Source organism: Planotetraspora silvatica (genome assembly GCF_016863315.1).
Taxonomy (GTDB): domain Bacteria; phylum Actinomycetota; class Actinomycetes; order Streptosporangiales; family Streptosporangiaceae; genus Planotetraspora; species Planotetraspora silvatica.
Genome location: NZ_BOOQ01000051.1, coordinates 44,884 through 66,900 on the forward strand (window position 1 = coordinate 44,884; position 22,017 = coordinate 66,900).

At 68.6% G+C, this 22,017-nt stretch carries 19 protein-coding genes; 2 read left to right on the forward strand and 17 right to left on the reverse strand.

The genetic code is table 11. The features are described from left to right. Window positions 1-296 precede the first annotated feature (296 nt). The 3 genes from aspS to Psi02_RS33505 are packed head-to-tail and all read right to left on the reverse strand — an operon-like array spanning window position 297 to window position 3,993. Complete coding sequence (gene aspS / locus Psi02_RS33495) at window positions 297-2,039, reverse strand: aspartate--tRNA ligase (RefSeq protein WP_203979871.1); 1,743 nt, start codon at window positions 2,037-2,039, stop codon at window positions 297-299. Continuing rightward, window positions 2,036-3,292 carry a histidine--tRNA ligase gene (hisS, locus tag Psi02_RS33500; protein ID WP_203979872.1) on the reverse strand — a complete coding sequence of 419 codons (1,257 nt, stop codon included), beginning with the start codon at window positions 3,290-3,292 and terminating at the stop codon, window positions 2,036-2,038. The genes aspS and hisS overlap by 4 nt, the downstream gene beginning before the upstream one ends. After that, complete coding sequence (locus Psi02_RS33505; protein ID WP_203979873.1) at window positions 3,292-3,993, reverse strand: MBL fold metallo-hydrolase; 702 nt, start codon at window positions 3,991-3,993, stop codon at window positions 3,292-3,294. The genes hisS and Psi02_RS33505 overlap by 1 nt, the downstream gene beginning before the upstream one ends. 246 nt (window positions 3,994-4,239) lie before the next feature. Between Psi02_RS33505 and Psi02_RS33510 the strand changes: the two genes are divergently transcribed. Both Psi02_RS33510 and Psi02_RS33515 read left to right on the forward strand, forming a co-directional pair. Then, the gene (locus tag Psi02_RS33510) at window positions 4,240-5,130 is read left to right on the forward strand and encodes a peptidylprolyl isomerase (RefSeq protein ID WP_203979874.1); all 891 of its coding nucleotides are present in this window, start codon (window positions 4,240-4,242) and stop codon (window positions 5,128-5,130) included. A gap of 60 nt (window positions 5,131-5,190) precedes the next feature. Next, on the forward strand, window positions 5,191-6,420 hold the full coding sequence (locus tag Psi02_RS33515; RefSeq protein WP_203979875.1) for a DUF349 domain-containing protein: 1,230 nt from the start codon (window positions 5,191-5,193) through the stop codon (window positions 6,418-6,420). A 638-nt stretch (window positions 6,421-7,058) separates the two neighbouring features. Here the strand turns inward: Psi02_RS33515 and Psi02_RS33520 are convergent. From Psi02_RS33520 to Psi02_RS33585, 14 genes are all read right to left on the reverse strand, one after another. Beyond that, complete coding sequence (locus tag Psi02_RS33520; RefSeq protein WP_203979876.1) at window positions 7,059-9,239, reverse strand: RelA/SpoT family protein; 2,181 nt, start codon at window positions 9,237-9,239, stop codon at window positions 7,059-7,061. Window positions 9,240-9,526: 287 nt separating this feature from the next. After that, window positions 9,527-10,033: an adenine phosphoribosyltransferase gene (locus Psi02_RS33525; RefSeq protein WP_239095382.1), complete on the reverse strand. Its 507-nt coding sequence runs from the start codon at window positions 10,031-10,033 to the stop codon at window positions 9,527-9,529. A 249-nt stretch (window positions 10,034-10,282) separates the two neighbouring features. Further along, the gene (gene secF / locus Psi02_RS33530) at window positions 10,283-11,374 is read right to left on the reverse strand and encodes a protein translocase subunit SecF (protein WP_203979877.1); all 1,092 of its coding nucleotides are present in this window, start codon (window positions 11,372-11,374) and stop codon (window positions 10,283-10,285) included. After that, entirely contained in the window at window positions 11,374-13,059 is a 1,686-nt protein-coding gene (secD, locus tag Psi02_RS33535) for a protein translocase subunit SecD (RefSeq protein ID WP_203979878.1), read from the reverse strand. The genes secF and secD overlap by 1 nt, the downstream gene beginning before the upstream one ends. A gap of 114 nt (window positions 13,060-13,173) precedes the next feature. Then, window positions 13,174-13,533 (reverse strand): preprotein translocase subunit YajC, encoded by a 360-nt coding sequence (gene yajC, locus Psi02_RS33540; protein ID WP_203957865.1) that lies wholly within the window; start codon window positions 13,531-13,533, stop codon window positions 13,174-13,176. 306 nt (window positions 13,534-13,839) lie between these two features. Continuing rightward, complete coding sequence (gene ruvB, locus Psi02_RS33545; RefSeq protein WP_203957864.1) at window positions 13,840-14,889, reverse strand: Holliday junction branch migration DNA helicase RuvB; 1,050 nt, start codon at window positions 14,887-14,889, stop codon at window positions 13,840-13,842. Between the two features lie 33 nt (window positions 14,890-14,922). After that, window positions 14,923-15,543, reverse strand: coding sequence for a Holliday junction branch migration protein RuvA (gene ruvA, locus Psi02_RS33550; RefSeq protein WP_203979879.1), 621 nt, complete (start codon window positions 15,541-15,543; stop codon window positions 14,923-14,925). Window positions 15,544-15,739: 196 nt separating this feature from the next. Beyond that, window positions 15,740-16,330, reverse strand: a complete 591-nt coding sequence (gene ruvC / locus Psi02_RS33555) for a crossover junction endodeoxyribonuclease RuvC (protein ID WP_203957874.1) — start codon at window positions 16,328-16,330, stop codon at window positions 15,740-15,742. A gap of 114 nt (window positions 16,331-16,444) precedes the next feature. Further along, complete coding sequence (locus Psi02_RS33560) at window positions 16,445-17,611, reverse strand: GNAT family N-acetyltransferase (RefSeq protein WP_203979880.1); 1,167 nt, start codon at window positions 17,609-17,611, stop codon at window positions 16,445-16,447. A gap of 55 nt (window positions 17,612-17,666) precedes the next feature. Next, the gene (locus Psi02_RS33565; protein WP_203979881.1) at window positions 17,667-18,422 is read right to left on the reverse strand and encodes a YebC/PmpR family DNA-binding transcriptional regulator; all 756 of its coding nucleotides are present in this window, start codon (window positions 18,420-18,422) and stop codon (window positions 17,667-17,669) included. Between the two features lie 3 nt (window positions 18,423-18,425). Further along, window positions 18,426-19,037, reverse strand: a complete 612-nt coding sequence (gene pdxT / locus Psi02_RS33570) for a pyridoxal 5'-phosphate synthase glutaminase subunit PdxT (RefSeq protein ID WP_203979882.1) — start codon at window positions 19,035-19,037, stop codon at window positions 18,426-18,428. 79 nt (window positions 19,038-19,116) lie between these two features. Continuing rightward, on the reverse strand, window positions 19,117-19,542 hold the full coding sequence (locus tag Psi02_RS33575; RefSeq protein WP_239095383.1) for a MarR family winged helix-turn-helix transcriptional regulator: 426 nt from the start codon (window positions 19,540-19,542) through the stop codon (window positions 19,117-19,119). 416 nt (window positions 19,543-19,958) lie between these two features. Beyond that, the gene (gene pdxS / locus Psi02_RS33580) at window positions 19,959-20,870 is read right to left on the reverse strand and encodes a pyridoxal 5'-phosphate synthase lyase subunit PdxS (RefSeq protein ID WP_203957859.1); all 912 of its coding nucleotides are present in this window, start codon (window positions 20,868-20,870) and stop codon (window positions 19,959-19,961) included. 118 nt (window positions 20,871-20,988) lie between these two features. Further along, window positions 20,989-21,996, reverse strand: a complete 1,008-nt coding sequence (locus Psi02_RS33585) for a DUF3048 domain-containing protein (protein WP_203979884.1) — start codon at window positions 21,994-21,996, stop codon at window positions 20,989-20,991. Window positions 21,997-22,017 lie beyond the last annotated feature (21 nt).

Sequence of the window (22,017 nt, forward strand, 5' to 3'; positions counted from 1 at the left end):
CGGAGATGAGCCGCGACCTGCCCGTTCACCGTTCGTGATCATGCGCAGGTTCGGAGAAATGGCCTCTCAACTGCGGCCATGCCGTACGTGATCTGGCAACCAGAGCGTCATTGCCAGATCACGAACGGCATCATCCCAGGCAGACCGGCGTACTCCCGAACCTGTGCATGATCACGCCAGGCATCGCCGGAGGTCGGCGCGCACATCCACGAATCCGTGCATGATCACGCTCGGCGTTTCCGCAGGCCGACGCGAGATCCCCGAACCTGTGCATGATCACGAGCAAGGTGGGCGGGTCAGGCGGTCGGCTTGGGGTCCTTCTGCTTGGCGTCCACGCCGGCCTCCTTGCGCTGCGCGCCCGTGATGGGCGTGGGAGCTCCCGTCAGCGGGTCGTAGCCGGACGCGGTCTTCGGGAAGGCGATCACGTCCCGGATCGACTCGCCGCCCGCCAGCAGCATGCAGATCCGGTCCCAGCCGTAGGCGATGCCTCCGTGCGGAGGCGGGCCGTACTTGAACGCCTCCAGCAGGAAGCCGAACTTGTTCTCCGCCTCCTCCTTGGAGATGCCCAGCACGTCGAAGACCCGCTGCTGCATCTCGGCCCGGTGGATACGGATCGAGCCGCCGCCGATCTCCATGCCGTTGCAGACCATGTCGTACGCGTAGGCGAGCGCCTCGCCGGGGTGGTCCTGGAAGTTGTCGGCCCATTCGGGCTTCGGCCCGGTGAAGGGGTGGTGGACCGCGGTCCAGCCGCCCTCACCGTCCTCTTCGAACATGGGGGCGTCGACGATCCACAGGAACGACCACTGGGACTCGTCGATCAGGCGGCACCGGCGGCCGATCTCCAGTCGCGCCGCGCCGAGCAGGTCGCGCGAGGCGGAGGCGGCGCCGGCGGCGAAGAAGACCGCGTCGCCCGGCTTCGCGCCGGTCGCCGCGGCGAGGCCGGCGATCTCCGTCTCCGAGAGGTTCTTGGCGACGGGGCCGCCCAGACCGTCCTCCTGGACCAGCACGTACGCCAGGCCGCGGGCGCCGCGCGCCTTGGCCCAGTCCTGCCAGCCGTCGAGCTCCTTGCGGGTCTGCGACGCGCCGCCCGGCATGACGACCGCCCCGACGTACGGCGCCTGGAACACCCGGAACGGGGTGCCGGAGAAGTACTCCGTGAGGTCGACGAGCTCGACGCCGAAACGGAGGTCCGGTTTGTCCGAGCCGTACCGGGCCATGGCGTCGGCGTACGTCATCCGCAGGAGCGGGGACGGCAGCTCGTAGCCGATGGTGTCCTTCCAGATCCGCCCGATCAGAGCCTCGCCGAGCTCGATGATGTCGTCCTGGTCCACGAAGGACATCTCGATGTCGATCTGGGTGAACTCGGGCTGCCGGTCGGCGCGCAGGTCCTCGTCGCGGAAACAACGGGCGAGCTGGTAGTAGCGCTCCAGGCCGGAGACCATGAGTAGCTGCTTGAACAGCTGCGGCGACTGCGGCAGGGCGTACCAGTTGCCCGGCTGTAGCCGTACGGGCACGAGGAAGTCGCGAGCGCCCTCAGGCGTGGAGCGGGTGAGGTCCGGAGTCTCCACGTAGACGAAGCCGCGCTCGTTCATGACGTCGTTGGCCAGGTAGGTCGCCTTGGACCGGATCCGCAGCGCCTGGGCGACCTGCTGCCGCCTGATGTCGAGGTAGCGGTACTTCAGCCGCGCCTCCTCGGAGACGCCGGTGTTGCCCTCGATGGGGAACGGCAGAGGCGCTGACTCGCTGAGCACCTCGACCTCGGAGGCGACGACCTCGATCCCGCCTGTCGGAAGGTCGGGGTTCTCGTTCCCCTCCGGCCGCACGCGGACCTCGCCCGTGACCTTGACGCAGTACTCGGAGCGCAGGTCGTGGGCGTGATCCTCCTCGCGGAAGACCACCTGGGCGGAGCCCGACGCGTCACGCACGTCGATGAACACCACCCCGCCGTGGTCGCGCCGGCGCGCCACCCAGCCCGCCAGCGTCACCTGCTGGCCTGCATGCTCCTTACGAAGCGTTCCTGCTTCGTGAGTGCGGATCACGAGAGTTTCCCCTTCAAAACGTCGACGACCCCGGCCAACGGCACCGCGGTCTGCTCACCTGTTGTCAGGTCTTTCACTTGTACGGCTCCCGCCTCGATGTCCCGCTCACCCAGGATCAGGGCGAAACGAGCACCACTGCGGTCGGCGGCCTTCATGGCGCCCTTGACGCCCCGGCCGCCGAAGGCCATGTCCACCGCTATGCCGTCCCGGCGCAGCTCGGCGACGAGCGAGAAGATCCGGCGCCTGGCCTCCTCGCCCAGCGGGACGGCGAACACCTCGACCTGCCCGGGACGCTCGGTGAGCAGCCCTTCCGCCTCCATCGCGAGGACCGTGCGATCGACGCCGAGGGCCCAGCCGACGCTGGGCAGCGCGGGGCCGCCGATCATCTCACTCAGGCCGTCGTAGCGCCCGCCGCCGCCGACCGCGGACTGCGCGCCCAGACCGTCGTGGATGAACTCGAAGGTCGTCCGCGTGTAGTAGTCGAGCCCGCGGACCAGTCGCGGATCGTCCGAGTAGGTGAGGCCGGCTCCCGTGAGCAGGCTGCGGACCTCCTCGTGGTAGGCCTTGCAGGCCCCGCAGAGGTGGTCGGTCACGAGCGGCGCGTCCACCAGCTGCGCCTGGACCTCGGGGCGCTTGTCGTCGAGGATCCGCAACGGGTTGATCTCGATGCGCTGCCGCGTGGCCTCGTCGAGGTCGAGCCCGCGCAGGAAGTCCTGGAGCGCGGCCCGGTAGGCGGGACGGCACTCCTTGCAGCCGAGCGAGTTGATCAGCAGCCGCACGTTCTTCAGGCCGAGCGAGGCGTAGCCGTCGGAGGCCAGCACGATCAGCTCCGCGTCGAGCGCCGGGTCCTCCGCGCCGAGCGCCTCGGCGCCCACCTGCGAGAAGTGCCGGTACCTGCCGGCCTGCGCCTTCTCATAGCGGAAGTAGCTGCCGGAGTACCAGAGCTTGATCGGGAGGGCTCCGCCGTACAGGCCGTGCTCGAGGACGGCGCGCACGACGCTGGCCGTTCCCTCGGGGCGCAGCGTCAGGGACTGGCCGCCCTTGCTCTGGAAGGTGTACATCTCCTTGGTCACGATGTCGGTCGACTCGCCGACCCCCCGCGCGAACAGGCCGGTGTCCTCGAAGGCCGGGGTCTCGATGTACCCGTAGCCCGCGCGGCGGGCGGGTGCGGACAGCGCGTCGCGCACGATGAGTGCCCACTCCGAGCGCGGCGGCATCCAGTCGAAGGTGCCCTTGGGCGCCTGAAAGCTCATTACAGTCCCCTGCTAGGGCCGCTGTGCGGCACCACTTCCCTGAGAAAGGGGTTGGTGGCCCGCTCGCGGCCGATCGTCGTCTGTGGTCCGTGACCGGGCAGGACCAGCGTCTCGTCCGGCAGCGTCAGCGTTCTCGCGAGGCTGCCCAGGATCGTCGCGTAGTCGCCGCCCGGGAGATCGGTGCGGCCGATGGAGCCGGCGAACAGCAGGTCGCCCGAGAACAGGACCTCCGCGTCCTGCGCGGGATCCGTGTCCCCCAAGGGCGTCCTGAACGTCACCGACCCCCTGGTATGGCCGGGGGCATGGTCGACCGTGATGTCCAGACCGGCGAGCCGCAGGGTGGCCCCGTCGGACAGCTCCTTGACGTCGTCGGGCTCGCTCAACTCCAGCCCGCCGAACAGCTGACCCGCCTGAGCCGAGAATCCCTTGCCCGGGTCCGACAGCAGCTCGCGGTCCTCCGGATGGATCCACGCGGGAATGTCACGCGCGCCGCAGACCGGCGCCACCGACCACACATGGTCGAGGTGACCGTGGGTCAGGAGCACGGCCACGGGCTTCAGCCGGTGCTCCCGCAGCAACTCGTCGAGGTCGTCCACCGCGTCCTGACCAGGATCCACGACGACGCACTCCTCGCCTGGGGCGGGAGCGACGACATAGCAGTTGGCCTGGAAGGACCCTGCGGGAAACCCGGCGACGAGCACGGAAGCGCCTCTACGTCTCGTGACGATGTATCAAGGATTACGCGAGCGAATGTAACCGAAGGGTACCGGTGCGGGTCGGCGGGCTGCGAACCAATACCCGTGTGCCGATACGATTCGCCCACCTCAATAGTCATTCTTGGAGCAGTCGAGCCGGATGCCATACAGCGGCGTGCCGTTCACGGGAGGATCTTCCGTCCTCTCCTGCGGCGGCGCACCGTGGCCGACCGGCCTCCGGCGGCACGACCAATGAAACCAGGCAGTCTGGAGGACGCAGTGGTCACCGGCAAGGATCGTCAGAAGCAGCTGGCGCGCGAGCACTATCAGCGGCAGATGCAGGCGCGGACCGACCGTCAACTACGGGCACGGCGTGTCGCGATCTTGGGGACCTCCACGGCCGTGGTGGTCGTGATCGGTGGCATCGTGGCCGCGATCGCACTCCTGGGTGGGACCGACGGCAACGTGGCGACCGCGTCCGCGGCGCCGTCGGCGAGCGCTCCCGCCACCGACGCCCCCGCCGCCGCGGAGCCAAAGGCGTACGACCCCGCGACCGGAACCTGCGGCTACGTCGCCGACCCCGGCAGCGGCCAGATCAAGGATGTCGGCCTGCCGCCCGCCAAGGTCAGCACCGACGCGGGCACGATGACCATCAAGACCAACCTCGGCGACATCGTCGCCAAGCTGGACGCGGCCAAGGCGCCGTGCACCGTGGGCTCGTTCCGGTACCTGGCCTCCAAGAACTACTTCAAGGACACCAAGTGCCACCGGCTGGGGACGGACTTCCCGATCCTGCAGTGCGGCGACCCGCTCGCCAAGGCCGACGGCAAGAACCCCACGGACGGCCAGGGCGGCCCCGGCTACCGGTTCGTCGACGAGAACCTCGAGGGTGCGAAGTACACGCGTGGTGTGCTGGCCATGGCCAACAGCGGCCCCAACACGAACGGAAGCCAGTTCTTCATCGTGTTCGGCGACACGGGGCTCAACGCCGCCTACACACCCTTCGGTACCGTAACAAAAGGACTTGAAATCCTCGATAAGGTCGCCAAGCAGGGCATACTTCCCGGCGGTACGGGTGACGGCACGGGCGCTCCCAAGCAGACCGTGGAAATCAAAGACGTGACAATCACGGGCAAGAGCTGACGTAATACAACCAAGGGCATTTCGGGCCCTGGAGGGCTGATTCAAGTGCGGGAGGACGCGGTGACCACCGACCCGTGGGGCCGGGTAGACGCTGACGGCACCGTCTACGTGCGTACGGCTGAGGGAGAACGGGCCGTCGGGTCCTGGCAGGCCGGCGAGCCTGAAGAGGCCCTGGCCTACTACCGCCGCAAGTTCGACGAGCTGGCCGGGCAGGTCCAGCTCCTGGAACAGCGGGTGAAGGGCACCGATCTGGCGCCCGCTCAGGCCGAGTCGAACATCGCGAAGCTGCGGGAGGCGGTCGCGGAGGCGCACGCCATCGGCGACCTCGCGTCCCTCCAGGACCGCCTCGCGGCGCTCACCGATCTCGTCGGCAAGCGCCGGGAGGAGGTCAAGGCCGCCCGCGACCAGGCTCGCGTCCAGGCCCGGGAGACCAAGGAGCGGATCGTCGCCGAGGCCGAGCGCATCGCCGAGGACGCCACTCACTGGAAGTCGGGCGGCGAGCGCCTGCGGCAGCTCATCGACGAGTGGAAGGCCGCCGAGCGCATCGACCGGGCGACCGAGGCCACCCTGTGGAAGCGCCTGTCCGCCGCTCGTACGGCTTTCGCGAAGCGGCGCAAGGCCTACTTCTCGTCCCTCGACGAGCAGCGCGACGCCATAAGGAGCTCCAAGGAGCGGATCGTCACGGAGGCCGAGGCGCTGTCGTCCTCGACCGACTGGAACGCCACGGCGGCGGCCTACCGCGAGCTGATGCGGCAGTGGAAGAACGCCGGGCGCGCCTCCCGCGAGGCCGAAGACGAGCTGTGGGGCCGGTTCAAGGGCGCCCAGGACCAGTTCTTCCAGGCGAGGTCCGCGGTCTTCGCCGAGCGCGACGCCTCGTTCGCGGCCAACGCGGAGGCCAAGGAGGCCCTGCTCGTCGAGGCGGAGCGGCTCCTGCCCGTCACCGACGCCCGTACGGCCCGCAGCGCCTTCCGGAATCTTCTAGAGCGCTGGGAGGCCGCCGGACCGGTGCCCAGGGAGGTGCGGGACAAGCTCGAGGGCGGCCTGCGCCGCGTCGAGGACGCCGTCCGCAAGGCCGAGGAGAACGAGTGGAAGCGCTCGAACCCCGAGGCCCGCGCTCGCGCCCAGGACACGGTCAACCAGCTCCGCCGCTCGATCGAGCAGCTCGAGACGCGCCTGGCCAAGGCGCGGGCCGGCGGAAGGGACAAGGACGTCAAGGAGGCCGAGGAAGGTCTGGTCGCCCGTCGTTCCTGGCTCGAAGAAGCCGAGCGGACCCTGGCCGAGTTCTCCTGAGCCGCGCGTGATCATGCACAAGTTCGAGGAATGTGCCGTTGACCTGCCTCGACCTTGGGCGTGATCATGCACGGGTTCGTGGAGGGGGCTGTTGACGTGCCCAGACTCGGGTCGTGATCATGCACACTTTCGGCGACACCGACGGTGACCAGCGATTACGCCTTTCGTGATCATGCACGCGTTCGGGGAATGTGTCTCTGAGCAGGTCCGGCGCGGTTCGTGATCATGCACGTCGCGAAACCAGCGCGGGAGCGCTCCTACGGGAGACCACCGACCGGCGATTCCAGCACCTCGAAGCACATAGCGCGGAGGATGCCCGCCAGGCACCGCGGTAGACCATGACCGCTCCAGCTCGCGGGCCATACACAACCGCGTCTGCCGGCGTCCGTATCATCCTTCGGCAACCTCCCGCCCAGGACGCCGCACGGCCGATCACTGCGTTGTGCATGATCACGAACGACGTCGAGCCTGCTCGGAGGCGCATTCCCCGAACGTGTGCATGATCACGAGAGACGTAACCGCTGGTCACCATCGGTTTCACCGAAGGTGTGCATGATCACGAGCCGAGTCTGGGCACGTCAGCAGCCCTCTCCACGAACCCATGCATGATCACGCACAAGGGAAGGAGGCGGGGTGGGTCAGTTGGTGACGCGGTAGACGTCGTAGACGCCTTGGATGGTCCGGACGGCCTTGAGGACGTGGCCGAGATGCTTGGGGTCGCCCATCTCGAAGGTGAACTTGCTGACGGCCACCCGATCCCGTGAGGTCGCCACCGACGCCGACAGGATGTTCACGTGGTGGTCCGACAACGTCCGCGTCACGTCGGACAACAGACGAGGCCTGTCGAGGGCCTCCACCTGGATCGCGACCAGGAAGAGCGAATCGTCCTGCGGCGACCACGACACCTGGACCAGGCGGTCCGCCTGCGCACTCAACTGCTCCACGTTCGGACAACTCGTCCTATGTACGGAAACTCCGTGACCTCGCGTGACAAATCCGACGATGTCGTCGCCAGGTACCGGCATGCAACATCGGGACAGCCGCACCCACACGTCCGGGTCGCCCGCCACCATGACGCCGGCGTTCGAATTGGCCCTGGAGCGCCCCTTGAGCCTCGTAGGGACCGCGGCCTCCGCCAGGTCCTCCTCGGCCCCCTCGACCCCTCCCAGCGCCTGTACGAGCTTCTGAACGACGGACTGGGCCGCGACGTGGCCCTCCCCCACCGCCGCGTACAGCGCGGACACGTCCGGATAGCGCAGGTCGCGAGCCAGTGCCAGAAGAGCTTCACCGGACATGAGGCGCTGGAGCGGGAGGCCCTGCTTTCGCATCGCCCGCCCGATGGCCTCCTTGCCGGCCTCGATCGCGGTCTCCCTGCGCTCCTTGGAGAACCACTGACGGATCTTGTTCCGGGCTCGGCCGCTCTTGACGAACTTCAGCCAGTCACGCGACGGCCCGGCGTCCGGCGACTTCGAGGTGAAGATCTCAACCGTGTCCCCGTTGCCGAGCCGGGACTCCAGCGGAACCAGCCGCCCGTTCACGCGGGCGCCGATGCAGCGGTGTCCCACCTCCGTGTGCACGGCGTACGCGAAGTCCACGGGCGTGGCGCCCTCAGGAAGGGCGATCACCTGCCCACGCGGCGTGAAGACGAACACCTCGGACACCGACAGGTCGAACCGCAGCGACTCCAGGAACTCGCCCGGGTCGGAGGTCTCCTTCTGCCAGTCGAGCAACTGCCGCAACCAGGCCATGTCGTTGACCTGCTTGGCCTTGGCGGGCCCCGAGCCGTTCGTCTCCTCCTTGTACTTCCAGTGCGCGGCCACGCCGTACTCCGCGCGGTTGTGCATCGCCCGCGTGCGGATCTGCAGTTCGATCGTCTTGCCCTCGGGCCCCATGACCGTCGTGTGCAACGACTGGTACATGTTGAACTTGGGCATGGCGATGTAGTCCTTGAACCGCCCGGGCACCGGCCTCCACTGTGCGTGGATCGTCCCGAGCGCCGCGTAACAGTCGCGGACCGTGTCGACGAGCACCCTGATGCCCACCAGGTCGTAGATGTCGTCGAAGGCCACGTCCTTGGCGATCATCTTCTGGTAGATCGAGTAGTAATGCTTCGGCCGCCCGCGCACGGTCGCCTTGATCTTGGCCTCACGCAGCTCGGCGGAGACCTTCTCGATGACCTCCTGCAGGAACAGGTCACGTCTGGGTGCGCGCTCCGACACCATCCGGGCGATCTCGTCGTACCGCTTCGGATAGAGCATGGCGAACGCGAGGTCCTCCAGCTCCCACTTGATGGTGTTCATGCCGAGCCGATGGGCCAGGGGCGCGAAGATCTCGAGCGTCTCCCGGGACTTCTGCTGCCGCTTGTGCTCGGGCATGTAGCGCATCGTGCGCATGTTGTGGAGCCGGTCGGCGAGCTTGATGACCAGGACCCGGATGTCGCGGGACATCGCGACGACCATCTTCCTGACGGTCTCGGCCTGCGCGGCGTCGCCGAACTTGACCTTGTCCAGCTTGGTCACGCCGTCGACGAGCAGGGCGATGTTGTCGCCGAAGTCACCCCGTAACTCGTCGAGGCTGTAGGCGGTGTCCTCGACGGTGTCGTGCAGCAGGGCGGCGCACAGGGTCTCATCGTCGGTCCCCAGCTCGGCCAGGATGCTCGCCACGGCCAGCGGGTGGGTGATGTACGGGTCGCCGCTCTTCCGCTTCTGGTCGCGGTGATGGTAGGCGGCCATGTCGTAGGCGCGCTCGATCAGGCGCATGTCGGACTTGGGATGGGTCGCCCGGACCGTCTTGAACAGCGGCTCCAGCACCGGATTCATAGCACCCCATTGCCCCCCGAACCGGGTCAGCCGTCGTCGCGCGGCCGGCGCCGGTCTCTCTTCCGCGCCCCCCGATGCGTCGGGCACCGCGTCAGCGGGCACATCGGCCGGCTCGGGGGCCTCGCGCGGGTCGGTCCCGCGTCCAGCCCGCGTGCTGTCAGGCACGACCACATCACGGGGCACACAGACTCCTCACGTCGAGTCCAGATCCCTCAGTGTATCCGTGCCGCCACAGCACTCTCCGCCGACTGTTCGCGCCCATGATCGGGCGTCCACCACGCCCGGGCTCACACGCTCAGCAGCGCGCGGACCTCCAGACCGGGGAGCCGGTCCCGTCCGGACAGGAACGACAGCTCCATCAGGAACGACACGGCGGTCACCTCGGCGCCCGCCCTCCTGACCAGTTCCACGGTCGCCTCGGCCGTCCCGCCCGTGGCCAGCACGTCGTCGACGATCAGAACCCGCTCGCCGGGCGCGAAGGCGTCCGCGTGCACCTCGATGGTCGCCGAGCCGTACTCGAGGTCGTAGGAGGCCTCGAGCGTCGCAGCCGGGAGTTTCCCCGCCTTCCGGACGGGGACGAACCCGGCGCCGCTCCGGTAGGCCACCGGCGCAGCCAGGATGAACCCCCTCGCCTCGATGCCGACCACCTTGTCGAAGACGAGGCCGTCCGCCAGCTCATCCACGACCTGCGTGAACGCCGCATGGTCGGCCAGGAGCGGGGTGATGTCCTTGAACAAGATCCCCGGCTTCGGGTAGTCAGGAATGTCCCTAATCAGGGCGCTCCAGTCAGTCACGACGCCCACCCTAGAGCACATCCGGCGGACCCTCCGCGTACGGCAGGCCGGCCGCCGCGACGCCACGGGCCCGCTGTCCCGTACGACGTCGCGGGCCCGCCGGCCCCTCGAACACCGGCCCCTCGAATACCGGCCCCTTGGACGCCCGCCCCCTCGACACGGACCGCTGCGGACACCACCCGAAACAGCGGCGCCCCCGCTGCCCGTTGCGGGCGGCGGGGGCGCTCGAGTATCCGAGTGTCCGGACGGCTAGCGCTTCTTGCGCTGCTTCCCACCGGGCACGGTGCCGTTCTGGGAACCCGCGGCGCCGTTCTGGGATCCCGCCGCGACGGGCTCCTTGCCGGTACGGCTCCCGCCCGCGGTCGCCGCGGCGGCCTTGGCGGCGGAGACCTGCCGGGCCGCGACCCGCCTGGCCAGCGCCTGCCACTGCGGCTCCCGCTCCTTGAGCGTCACCAGGATCGGCGTGGCGACGCACAGCGAGGAGTAGGTGCCGACGAGCATTCCGACGAACAGGGCCAGCGACAGGTCCTTCAGCGTGCCGGCGCCGAGCAGCGTGGTCCCGATGAACAGGATCGCCGCGACGGGCAGGATCGCGACGAGCGAGGTGTTCAGCGACCGGATCAGGGTGTGACTGAGGGCGTTGTTCGCCGCCTGGGTGTAGGTCATCTTGGCCGACGTCCCGATCTTGCCCGTCACCTCCTTGATCATGTCGAAGACCACGACCGCGTCGTACAGCGAATAGCCGAGGATCGTCAGGAAGCCCAGCATCGTCGCCGGAGTGACCTCGAAGCCGGACCACGCGTAGATGCCCGCCGTGATCACGAGGTCGTGCACGAGGGCCACGACGGCGGCCAGCGCCATCCGCCACTCGAAGGCGATCGAGAGATACAGCATGATCAGGCCCATGAAGACCACGAGGCCGATCCACGCCTTCTGGGAGACCTCACCACCCCAGGTCGCTCCGATGACCTGCGAACTGACCTGGTCCTCCGGCACGCCGAACTGCTTGGCCACCGCCTGCTGGACCTTCGTCACCTCGGCGCCGTCAAGGCTCTCCGTGGTGACCCGCCAGTTCTTGTCGCCGGCCTGCTGCACGATCACCTGGTGCGGACCGGCGCCCTCGACGCTGTCCCGGACCTGCTCCACGCTCGACCCCGGCGTCCGGGCGAAGTCGAAGACCGACCCGCCCTTGAACTCGACGCCGAGATTGAGGCCGTGGATGATGAGCCCGACGATCGAGAAGATCAGAAGGAAGGCCGACAGCCCGTACCAGATCCTGCGCTTGCCGACGAAGTCGATGTTGATGTCGCCTCGGTAGAGGCGACTGATAACACCCGGCATCACGCCTCCTGCAGGGTCTGCTCGGCAGGGCTCGTACGGCCCATACGCTCCGCGTCGAGTCCGGACAGTTTGTGGCCCTTGGCGAAGAACCGCATCCGGGCTACCAGCGACATCAGCGGTTTCGTGAAGAGGAAGACGACCACGATGTCGATCAACGTGGTCAGCCCCATCGCGAACGCGAATCCGGCGACGTCGCCGACCGCGAGGGCGAAGAGCACGATCGCGGCGATGAACATGACCGCGTCCGCCACCAGGATGGTGCGCCGGGCGCGCCGCCAGGCGACCTCGACGGCTGAGCGCAGAGTGCGGTGACCCTCCTTGATCTCGTCACGTATTCGTTCGAAGTAGACGATGAACGAGTCCGCCGTGATACCGATCGAGACCACCAAGCCGATGATGTGCGGCAGCGACAGGCGGAATCCCGCATTGTGACTCAGCAGCACCACCGTGGAGTAGGTGACCGCCGTGGCCACCCCGAGGCTGGCCACACCGATCAGGCCGAGGCCGCGGTAGTAGAGCAGCAGGTAGAGCACGACCACGAGCAGTCCGATGCCGCCCGAGATCAGGCCGCCACGCAGCTGGTCCTGTCCCAGCGTCGAGGAGACCGACACGACCTGGCTCTGCTTGAACTTCAGCGGCAGCGCGCCGTACTTGAGCTGGTCAGCGAGAGCGGTGGAGCTCACCTGGGTGAAGTTGCCGGAGATCCGGGCGCTTCCACCGGGGATCGCCTCTTCGATCGTCGGGGCCACGATCACGACACCGTCGAGCACGTTCGCCAGCTGGTTGCGCGGCGGCGTGAGAGTGGTGATCCGCCGGGTGATGTCGGCGAACTGCGACGCACCCTTGGACTTGAACGTGATGTTGACGATCCACTCGCCGGTCGTGGGGTCGGTGCCGGCCTGCGCGCCGCTGACCTCGGTGCCCTGCACGGCCGCCTTGTCCAGGATGTAGCGCGCCGAGCCGTCGTCGCTGCAGGCGACGATCTGCTTGTTCGGGTCGTCCTGAACGCCCTGGCCCTTGTTCTTGGCGGTGCAGTCGATGTCGCGGAACTGCGTCAACAGCGCCGGATCGATGCCGCTGGTGTCCTGCCCGGCGAGCGGGTCCTCCGTGGCTCCCGGAGTCGGCACGGGCGGCGTCGGCGTGGCTTCGGCCTTCGCGCCCGCGTCGCCCTTCGCCTTGCCGTCGCCCTTCGCTCCGCCCTTGGCGTCCGCGGGGGCGGATGGCGAGGGCGCGGCGAGCGCCGAGGACAGTGCCCGGCCCGCCGGCGTCCCGCTCGCGTTGGGAGTGGGCGTCGATCCGCCGCTCGGCGTGGCGCTCGGAGCGCCCGAGCCGCTGGGCGTCGCAGCCGCCGTCGGCATCTGAACCGGCTGGTTCGTCGACGGCCCGTACGCGAGCACCTGGCGCATCCGCAGCTCGGCGGTCGTGGACACGAGCCCGAGCGCCTCTCGCTGGCCGACTCCCGGGATCTGGATCACGATGTTGTCGTTCGCCCTCGCGACCTGGGCATCGGCGATGCCGTTGCCGTTCACGCGCGCCCGGATGATGTTGACGGCCTGGTCGATGCTCTCCGATGGTGGCGGCTTCCCGTCGAGGGTCACCGGTGAAAGCGTCACCGTGGTCCCACCGGCCAGGTCGAGGCCGAATTTGGGGACGAACGCCTTCTGTAGGGCGATCGTCGCGCCCATGGCGAGAATGATCGCCAGAAGTACCAGGAGCGTGCGTCCCGGCTTGATCTGGCTACTGGTCGGTGGGGCCACTGGTGGTCAGTTCTTTCGTCAAAGGGTGTGCGATCAGCCTACTCAGGACTGCTTGCTACTCGAGTCATCGCCGTCCGTCGTCGTGTCGGGGGTGTCGACGACGGTCGAGTCGGCCTCCTCATCAGAGGTTCCCTCCGCGGGCGTGACCACACGGCCGATCGCCGCCTTGACCCACCGGGTCTCGATTCCGGGTGCGACCTCCAGGATGACGTCGTCGTCATCAATCGCCGACACGGTGCCGAACAGCCCGGTCGTCGTCATGACTCGGGCGCCGGGAGCCAGGTTGTTCTGCATCTGTACCTGCTCCTGCTGCCGCTTTCGCTGCGGACGGATCAAGAGGAAGTAGAAGACCACTACCAGCAAGATCAGCGGCAGGAACGTCCCAAGCGGGTTGCTACCCACGGGGCCACCCTTCCTTACGTGATTAACCGGCTGACGCCGGAGGTTTGATGCGCATTGCCACGTGGCCGCCGCGACGCTACACGGGTCGGCGTAAGCGGCCAGTCAAGCCACGCAGTGTATGCGAGCCGTTCTTGACCCGGCAACGAGCACACGTTCTGGCACGCGGGAAAGTTCCTGTTTCATAGCCTTCGAAACCGATTTGTGATCCCACAAGGCTCATGCATCACAGATGTGCGACTTTTCCTGGGACTTTTCCCTTTCATTTCCTTCCCTGTACGGCACGCGTCACCCCGCCCGCATGATCGTCTACGCCTCGTCGAACAGACCTGGCAGAACGGAGGCGCCGAATGCGTCAGGAGGAGGAGTCAGACCGAGATGAGCCCAGGCTGACGCCGTCGCGACCCGGCCGCGCGGAGTGCGGGCGATGAGGCCCTGCCGTACGAGGAACGGCTCGGCCACGACCTCCACGGTCTCCGGCTCCTCCCCCACCGCCACGGCGAGGGTGGACAGGCCCACCGGGCCGCCCCCGAACTTTCTGAGCAGGACGCCGAGAACCGCCCGGTCGAGCCGGTCCAGCCCTTCGGCATCGACCTCGTAAAGATTCAGCGCGGCCGAGGCGATCTCTCTGGTGATCACGCCCTCGGCACGGACCTCCGAGAAGTCTCTGACCCTCCTGAGCAGCCGGTTCGCGATTCGCGGCGTGCCGCGAGAACGCCGGGCGATCTCATGGGCGCCCTCGTCCGGGAGGTCCACGGAGAGCAGGCGTGCGGAGCGGTTCAGGACCTGCTCCAGCTCGCTCGCGTGGTAGAAGTCCATGTGCGCGGTGAACCCGAACCTGTCGCGCAGCGGGGCGGGCAACAGGCCCGCGCGGGTCGTCGCCCCCACGAGCGTGAACGGCGCGATGTCCAGCGGGATCGACGTCGCCCCCGGACCCTTGCCGACGATGATGTCGACCCGGAAGTCCTCCATGGCGAGGTAGAGCATCTCCTCCGCCGGTCGGGCCATCCGGTGGATCTCGTCGATGAACAGCACCTCGCCCTCCGACAGGGTCGAGAGGATCGCGGCGAGATCGCCCGCCCGCTCGAGCGCGGGACCGGAGGTCACCCGGAGCGGCGCGCCGAGTTCCGCCGCGATGATCATCGCGAGCGTGGTCTTCCCGAGGCCGGGGCCGCCGCTCATCAGCACGTGGTCGGGCGGCCGGTTCCGGCGAAGGGCGCTTTCCAGCACGAGCGACAGCTGCTCGCGGACCCGTGCCTGGCCGATGAACTCGTCGAGACGTTTCGGCCGTAGCGCGGCCTCTATCGTCTGCTCGTCGTTCTCCGGCTCGGGCGACACGAGATCACGTTCGAGGCTCATGCACGCTCCCGGTCCGTGTCCGCATGGTGGGCCTCATCGAACGCTCAGCGCGCGGAGTGCCGCCTTGAGCAGGGCCGCGACCTGGGGCGAGCGGCCCGCCGCGACCTCCGCGTCCGCTTCCGCGCCGACGACGGCGACCGCCTCGTCGGCGTCCTTCGCGGAGTAGCCGAGCCCGACCAGGCCGGAGTGGACCTGCTCGCGCCAGGCAGGGGGCTTGGCCTTGCCGTTCAGAGCTGCGTTGACGGCCTCCTCGGGGGTGCCGAGCTTGTCCTTCAACTCGAGCACGATGCGCTGGGCGCCCTTCTGCCCGATGCCGGGGACCATCGTGAGCGCCTTGAGGTCGGCGCCGGCCACGGCGACGCGCAGCGCGTTCGGCGTGTGGACCGCCAGCATCGCGAGGGCGATGCGCGGCCCCACGCCGCTGGCCGTCTGCAGCAGCTCGAACACGACCCGCTCGTCCTCCGCGGCGAAGCCGTACAGCGTGAGCGACTCCTCCCGCACGACGAGCGCGGTCGCGAGCCGGGCGGGCTCGCCCACGCGCAACGAGGCGAGCGTGCCGGGCGTGCAGTGCACCAGGATGCCCACCCCGCCGACCTCGATCACGGCGGCGTCCGGCGCGATGGCGGTCACCTCACCCGCCACGGATGCGATCATTGGCCCGTCCCTTTCCCACCCCGGGCGGAACGGCCGTGACGCCGTCCCGCGGGCCCGCCGGCGTGAGCGTCATGGCCGGTCCTGAGACCCTGCCACGATCCCCGTCGCGGGACTTTCGGCCGCCCGCGCCCGCGTGCCGAGCCCAGTCCTATCAGAGCCCGCAGACAGAGTGCCGCCCCCATCGCGGATCGGACGGTCACCGGCCCGTCCGGTCGTCCGTACGGCCGGCCGCGGGCGAATGCCGATACCCCGCGGCCATCGCGGCCGAGGCGCCGCCACGCGACCGGGCGAGAGCCTCGGCCAGCCGGTTCTGGACGCCTCCCCGCCACACGTGGCAGATGGCCAGCGCGAGGGCGTCGGCGGCGTCGGCGGGCTTCGGCATCGCGTCGAGCCGCAGAAGCCGGGTCACCATCGTGCCCACCTGCTTCTTGTCGGCGTTGCCGTTCCCCGTGATGGAGGCCTTGACCTCGCTGGGGGTGTGCAGGGCGACCGGCAGTCCCCTGCGGGCGGCGCACACGATGGCGACGGCGGAGGCCTGAGCGGTTCCCATGACGGTGCGGACGTTGTGCTGGGCGAACACCCTCTCGACGGCCACCGCGTCGGGCTTGACCTCGTCGAGCCATCGCTCGATCTCGGCCTCGATCACCACGAGGCGGGAGCCGATGTCGTCCTCGGGCGGAGTGCGCACGACTCCCACCGCGACGAGATTGAGAGGCGCTCCGGGGCGGCCCTCGACGGCGCCGATGCCGCATCGCGTCAGCCCGGGGTCGACCCCCAGCACTCGCAACTCGGGCATCCGCACCGGCAGGCCTCCCTGGTCCGCTCGCCCAGCGGCATCCGGGAACCGCCGAACATCTGTTCGGCCCCGAACTCTACCGTGATCGGCTCTTCTTCGCTCGCGTCAGAAGTAATCGATCATGTACGCGGCGCAGTTGAAGGCGGCGTCCAGCAGGTCGTCGGCCTCGGGAGATCCGCCGGCGAGCCGTCCCGTACGCCGGAGAGTGGACGTGGGGACTCCGGCGAACAGTGCCGACAGGCCGCCGATCGCGAATCGGGGCGACCGCCCCGGCTCGGTGGCGGCCCCGGCGGAAGCCGTACCGGATCCGGAGGCGACCTCCAGGCGCCAGGTGCCCGAGTTGGCGGCCCGCTGCGGGTCGTCGACCTCGATCACCATGTCGAGGGACACCCCGGCGGGGAAGCCGCGCTGTCCGACGGCGGCGGGCAGATCGATCAGGCGGTACATCCAGCGCGTCTGCCTGACCTCGTCCGACTGCCGCTCGCGGAGCATCCACAGAACCGGGTCGTGGGGCTCGACGCTGGCCTTGACCGACGTGGCGATCGACGAGGCGGTGCCGACGAGCGACCACAGCGCGCGTGCCGTGGCCTCGGAGCCGGCGACGAGGTTGTCGACCTCGATGTCCCCGGAGTCCCAGCGGTAGATCACGTAGCCGTCGTCGGCCAGGTAGCAGAAGTCGTCATCGTCGTCGAGCCACAGGCGCCATGTGGGCTCATCCCAGCCGAGCGGGCCGCTGGCGCGGGTGGAGGCGTAGACGCGCTCCAGCACCGCCATCAGCTCCGGCGCGTCGTCCGGGCCCATACGGCGCAGCTTCACGGCTCTGGAAGCGCCGTCGCCCATGCCCCGCAGCGCCTCAGTGGGCAGGACGGCCGTCAACTGCGCCCCCGCGTGCTCCCAGCCCAGGCTCCGGTAGAGCGGCGTGGTGGCCGGATAGAGCGCGGACGTGACGTGCCCGAGTTCGCCGCACCGGTCGATCACAGCCGACATGAGCATGTGGCCCACGCCGCGTCCGCGGTCCTCCGGCGCGACGGTCACCCCGGCGATGCCCCCCATGGACAGCGCCCGCCCGTGCCACCACTGGGTGAAGCGGTTGATCCGTGCCGTGCCGGTCAGCCGGGAGCCTTCGAAGGAGCCCAGGTAGGACCCTTCGGGCAGGATCTCGAAGCGTTTGCGCCACGTCTCCACGTCTCCCGGGGAGAGCGGGCCGAAAGCACGCTTGCGGTTGTCGAGCACGGCGTCGAGATCATCGGCCGTCAGGTCGCGAATGTCCACAAACGACAAAGCTAAGCCGCCCGCAGTCGCAGACGCGACCCTTTTTCGCCCGGCGCTAGTCCTCTTCGAGCTTCTCCATGACCTCGTCGCTGACGTCGAAGTTGCCCCAGACGTTCTGGACGTCGTCGCTGTCCTCGAGCGCGTCGATGAGGCGGAAGACCTTGCGGGCGCCCTCCTCGTCGAGCGGGACGTTCATCGTGGCCATGAAGCTCGCCTCGGCCGACTCGTAGTCGATCCCGGCCTCCTGCAGGGCCTTGCGGACCGGGATGAGGTCGGTCGCCTCGGAGACGACCTCGAAGTTCTCGCCGAGGTCGTTGACCTCCTCCGCCCCCGCGTCCAGGACGGCCATGAGCACGTCGTCCTCGGTGAGCGAGGCTCGCGGGACGATCACGACGCCCTTGCGGTTGAACATGTACGAGACCGAGCCGGGGTCGGCGAGAGAGCCGCCGTTGCGGGTCAGAGCGACCCTGACCTCTGACGCCGCGCGGTTGCGGTTGTCGGTCAGGCACTCGATCAGGATGGCGACGCCGCCGGGGGCGTAGCCCTCGTACATGATGGTCTGCCAGTCGGCGCCGCCCGCCTCGAGACCGCCGCCGCGCTTACGCGCGCGTTCGATGTTGTCGATGGGGACGGAGTTCTTCCGCGCCTTGGTGATCGCGTCGTACAGCGTCGGGTTGCCGTCCGGATCGGGACCGCCGGTCCTGGCCGCGACCTCGATGTTCTTGATGAGCTTGGCGAAAAGCTTGCCGCGCTTGGAGTCGAGCGCCGCCTTCTTGTGCTTCGTCGTCGCCCATTTGGAGTGGCCGGACATCGCCTAGAACTCCCTCACCATTTCGACAAAATACGAATGAACCCGCGCATCTCCGGTCAGCTCCGGATGGAAGGATGTCGCGAGCAGAGGCCCCTGTCGGACCGCGACGATCCTATCCCCAGGATCGCTCACCGTATCCTCTCGTCGAGCGCGACCCAGCACGTCGACCTCCGGGCCGACGGACTCGACCCAGGGCGCGCGGATGAACACGGCCCTCATCAGCCCCCGCGAGGCGAAGTCGAGATCGGCCTCGAAGGAGTCGATCTGACGGCCGAACGCGTTGCGGCGGACGACCATGTCGATGCCGCCGAGCGTCTGCTGTCCCTCGATCCCGCCCTCGATGCGGTCGGCCAGCATGATCATGCCGGCGCAGGAGCCGTAGGCGGGCATGCCCTCCTTGATCCGCATCCGGAGCGGCTCGAGCAGCTCGAACGCGGTCGCGAGCTTCCACATCGTGGTGGACTCTCCACCTGGGATGACCAGCGCGTCCACCGCGTCGAGCTCTTCCTGGCGGCGAACGGGCATCGCGCCGGCGCCCGACGATTCCAGGGCGCGAACGTGCTCGCGCACGTCGCCCTGGAGGGCGAGCACACCGATCTTCGGCGCAGAGGTCACGGCATTCCCTTCATCTGGTGGCCGATTCAGCGTATGACCATGCGGGGCGACGGCCCAAACCGGCGGCGGGCGCGGATGGTCAGCCGCGGCCGAGCTTGGCCAGCGCGGGCAGGGCCGCACTGATGGCACGCCGTTCCTCAGCGGTGAGCCTGTCCAGCTGCCGGCTGAGATAGGTGATCCTCGCCTGCCGTACGGCATGGAGCCGGGACCGGCCCTCGCTGGTCAGCTCGACCGTGCGGACACGGGCGTCGGAGGCGTCGGTGCCGCGGGCGACCAGGCCCGCGTCCTCGAGCCGGTTGATCTGGACCGTCATGGTGGGCAACTGCACGCCGTGCTCTTCGGCCAGCTCGGACATGCGGCGCGGGGCGCCTTCGAGGGAACCGAGAACGGAGTACTGCTGGGCGGTCACCGGCTGTCCCGCGGTCGTACGGCGAAGCAGCATGACGAGGTGGCGCAGCTCCCGCGACAGGCTCCCCGCCAACCGTCCCGTGTCGTCCGTCGTCACACCCCAGACCCTAACCCCCACCCCCCACGCTCCGGCGTGATCATGCACAGGTTCGGAGATGTGGGGTCCGACCAGCCCCATCTCCGAGCGTGATCATGCACAGGTTCGCGCTCAGGCCGTCCCGCCTGCGCGAACCCTCCCCGTGATCATGCACGGATTCGGTGATCACGCCCCCGACGTGCCCGAACACCGTTCGTGATCATGCACGTCCACGGAACCCCGAGAAGACGTGCATGATCACGAACAACAAACGAGCAGCTCAGGTCGCCGATTCCGGAACCTGCGCATGATCACGAACGGCAAAGGGCCAGCTCGGACGGCACATTCCCGAATGCGTGCATGATCACGGCGCGAGAAGGCGCAGCTCGGCACACCCTTCTCCGAACCTGTGCATGATCACGCCCGGGGTGGGGGGGTTACCAGCCGCGTTCGGCCAGGCGGTGCGAGACGGGGACGTCGTCCACGTTGATGCCGACCATGGCCTCGCCCAGGCCGCGCGAGACCTTGGCGATCACATCGGGGTCGTCGAAGAACGTGGTGGCCTTCACGATCGCCGCCGCACGCTTGGCCGGGTCACCCGACTTGAAGATGCCCGAGCCGACGAAAACGCCCTCCGCGCCGAGCTGCATCATCATCGCCGCGTCCGCGGGTGTCGCGATGCCACCGGCCGTGAACAGCACCACCGGCAGCTTGCCGGCCTTGGCCACCTCGGCGACCAGCTCGTACGGCGCCTGCAGTTCCTTGGCCGCGACGTAGAGCTCGTCCTCGGGCAGGGAGGTGAGCCGCTTCAGCTCGCCGCGGATCTGCCGCATGTGGGTGGTCGCGTTGGAGACGTCGCCGGTGCCCGCCTCACCCTTGGAGCGGATCATCGCGGCGCCCTCGGTGATACGGCGCAGCGCCTCCCCCAGGTTGGTCGCGCCACAGACGAAGGGCACCGTGAACTGCCACTTGTCGATGTGGTTGGCGTAGTCGGCGGGCGTCAGCACCTCGGACTCGTCGACGTAGTCGACTCCGAGCGCCTGCAGCACCTGAGCCTCGACGAAGTGGCCGATCCTCGCCTTGGCCATCACCGGGATGGACACCGCGCCGATGATGCCCTCGATCATGTCGGGGTCGCTCATCCGCGACACGCCGCCCTGGGCGCGGATGTCGGCGGGCACGCGCTCCAGAGCCATGACCGCCACCGCACCGGCATCCTCGGCGATCTTGGCCTGCTCAGGGGTGACGACATCCATGATGACCCCGCCCTTGAGCATCTCCGCCATTCCACGCTTCACGCGGGCGGTGCCGACGGCGGACTCGTTGATTTCGGGGGTGCTGCTGGACACGGTGTTACCTCACGTCGGCGGGCCTACGATTGTCCCCTCCATCGTAGGTCCTGGCCAGTCCATCCCCTTACGTTCCACTCTGTCAGGATTGATCGCTAACTTTGTACCGTTTGCACGGTCACGGAGAGACCGGCTTCTTCGAAGCCAGCACGACCCACACCTGGCCCCGGGAGAACGGCATCGGCTTCCCGTCGGCCGTCGTGTAGGTGGTGCCCTCCTTCTCCGAGGGCCGCGACCACGACACGTTGTACGCCTTGCCGTCCCGCAGCACGATGCCCTTGCCCTCGCCCACGCTGTGGATGAGGGGCGTGTAGCTGCCGTTGACGTCGTGGAACTGCGAACGGTCGGTCTTGACCCACTGGATCACGACGGTGGGCGCGCCCTGCTGGCCGCCCTCCGCCGCCATGTCCTTGGCCCCGTCCTGCGTCACCAGCCATCGCTTCTGCGGCGCCGACCAGGCGAAGGAGAACCTGGCCGCGGGATATTTCACGCTGTACGACTTCTTGGCGGTGCCCCCCGCCGGCGCCTCGTCGGAGAAGACGAAGCCGATGTCCTGCGCCTTGCTCGCGTCCGGAGCCTTCGCCAGCAGCTTCTTCGGGCTCGCGAACAGGTTGTACGGCGCGACCCGCCCGGGCACGCGGCTGTACGCCGAGGGCGCGGCGCTGTCGGACACGTCGAAGAGCGGCGCCTTCTGAACAAAGGGGATCATCTTCGGCTGGACCCCGGAGTAACCGAGGGCCGGCTTGCCGAAGATCGGCAGGATGTGCAGATCGGAGATGCGGGCGCTGCGGACCGGCCCCACCTGGGCGGGCAGCTTCGACGAGAACACGGCCATCAGCCGGGTCAGGCCGCCCTCCACCTGCTCGACGTAGACGATGTCGGCGCTGCGCAGGCCCATCTGGGGCTTGCCCGCATGGGTGTTCTCGATCTTCACCAGCAGCACGGGCTTGCGGTCGGCGGTCTCACGCCCCGTGAACGGATGCTCGGGCGGCGCCGTCGGCGATGGGGAGGCCGAAGGCGACGCTGTGGCCGCCAGTGGCTGTTTGGCGGGCTCCTCGTCCGACGAGCACCCCGCTCCCGCCAGCACGACCCCTAGGGCAAGGGTGAAGCCCGTCACTGCCCGCATTGTTCAGCACCTCCCGTGGGG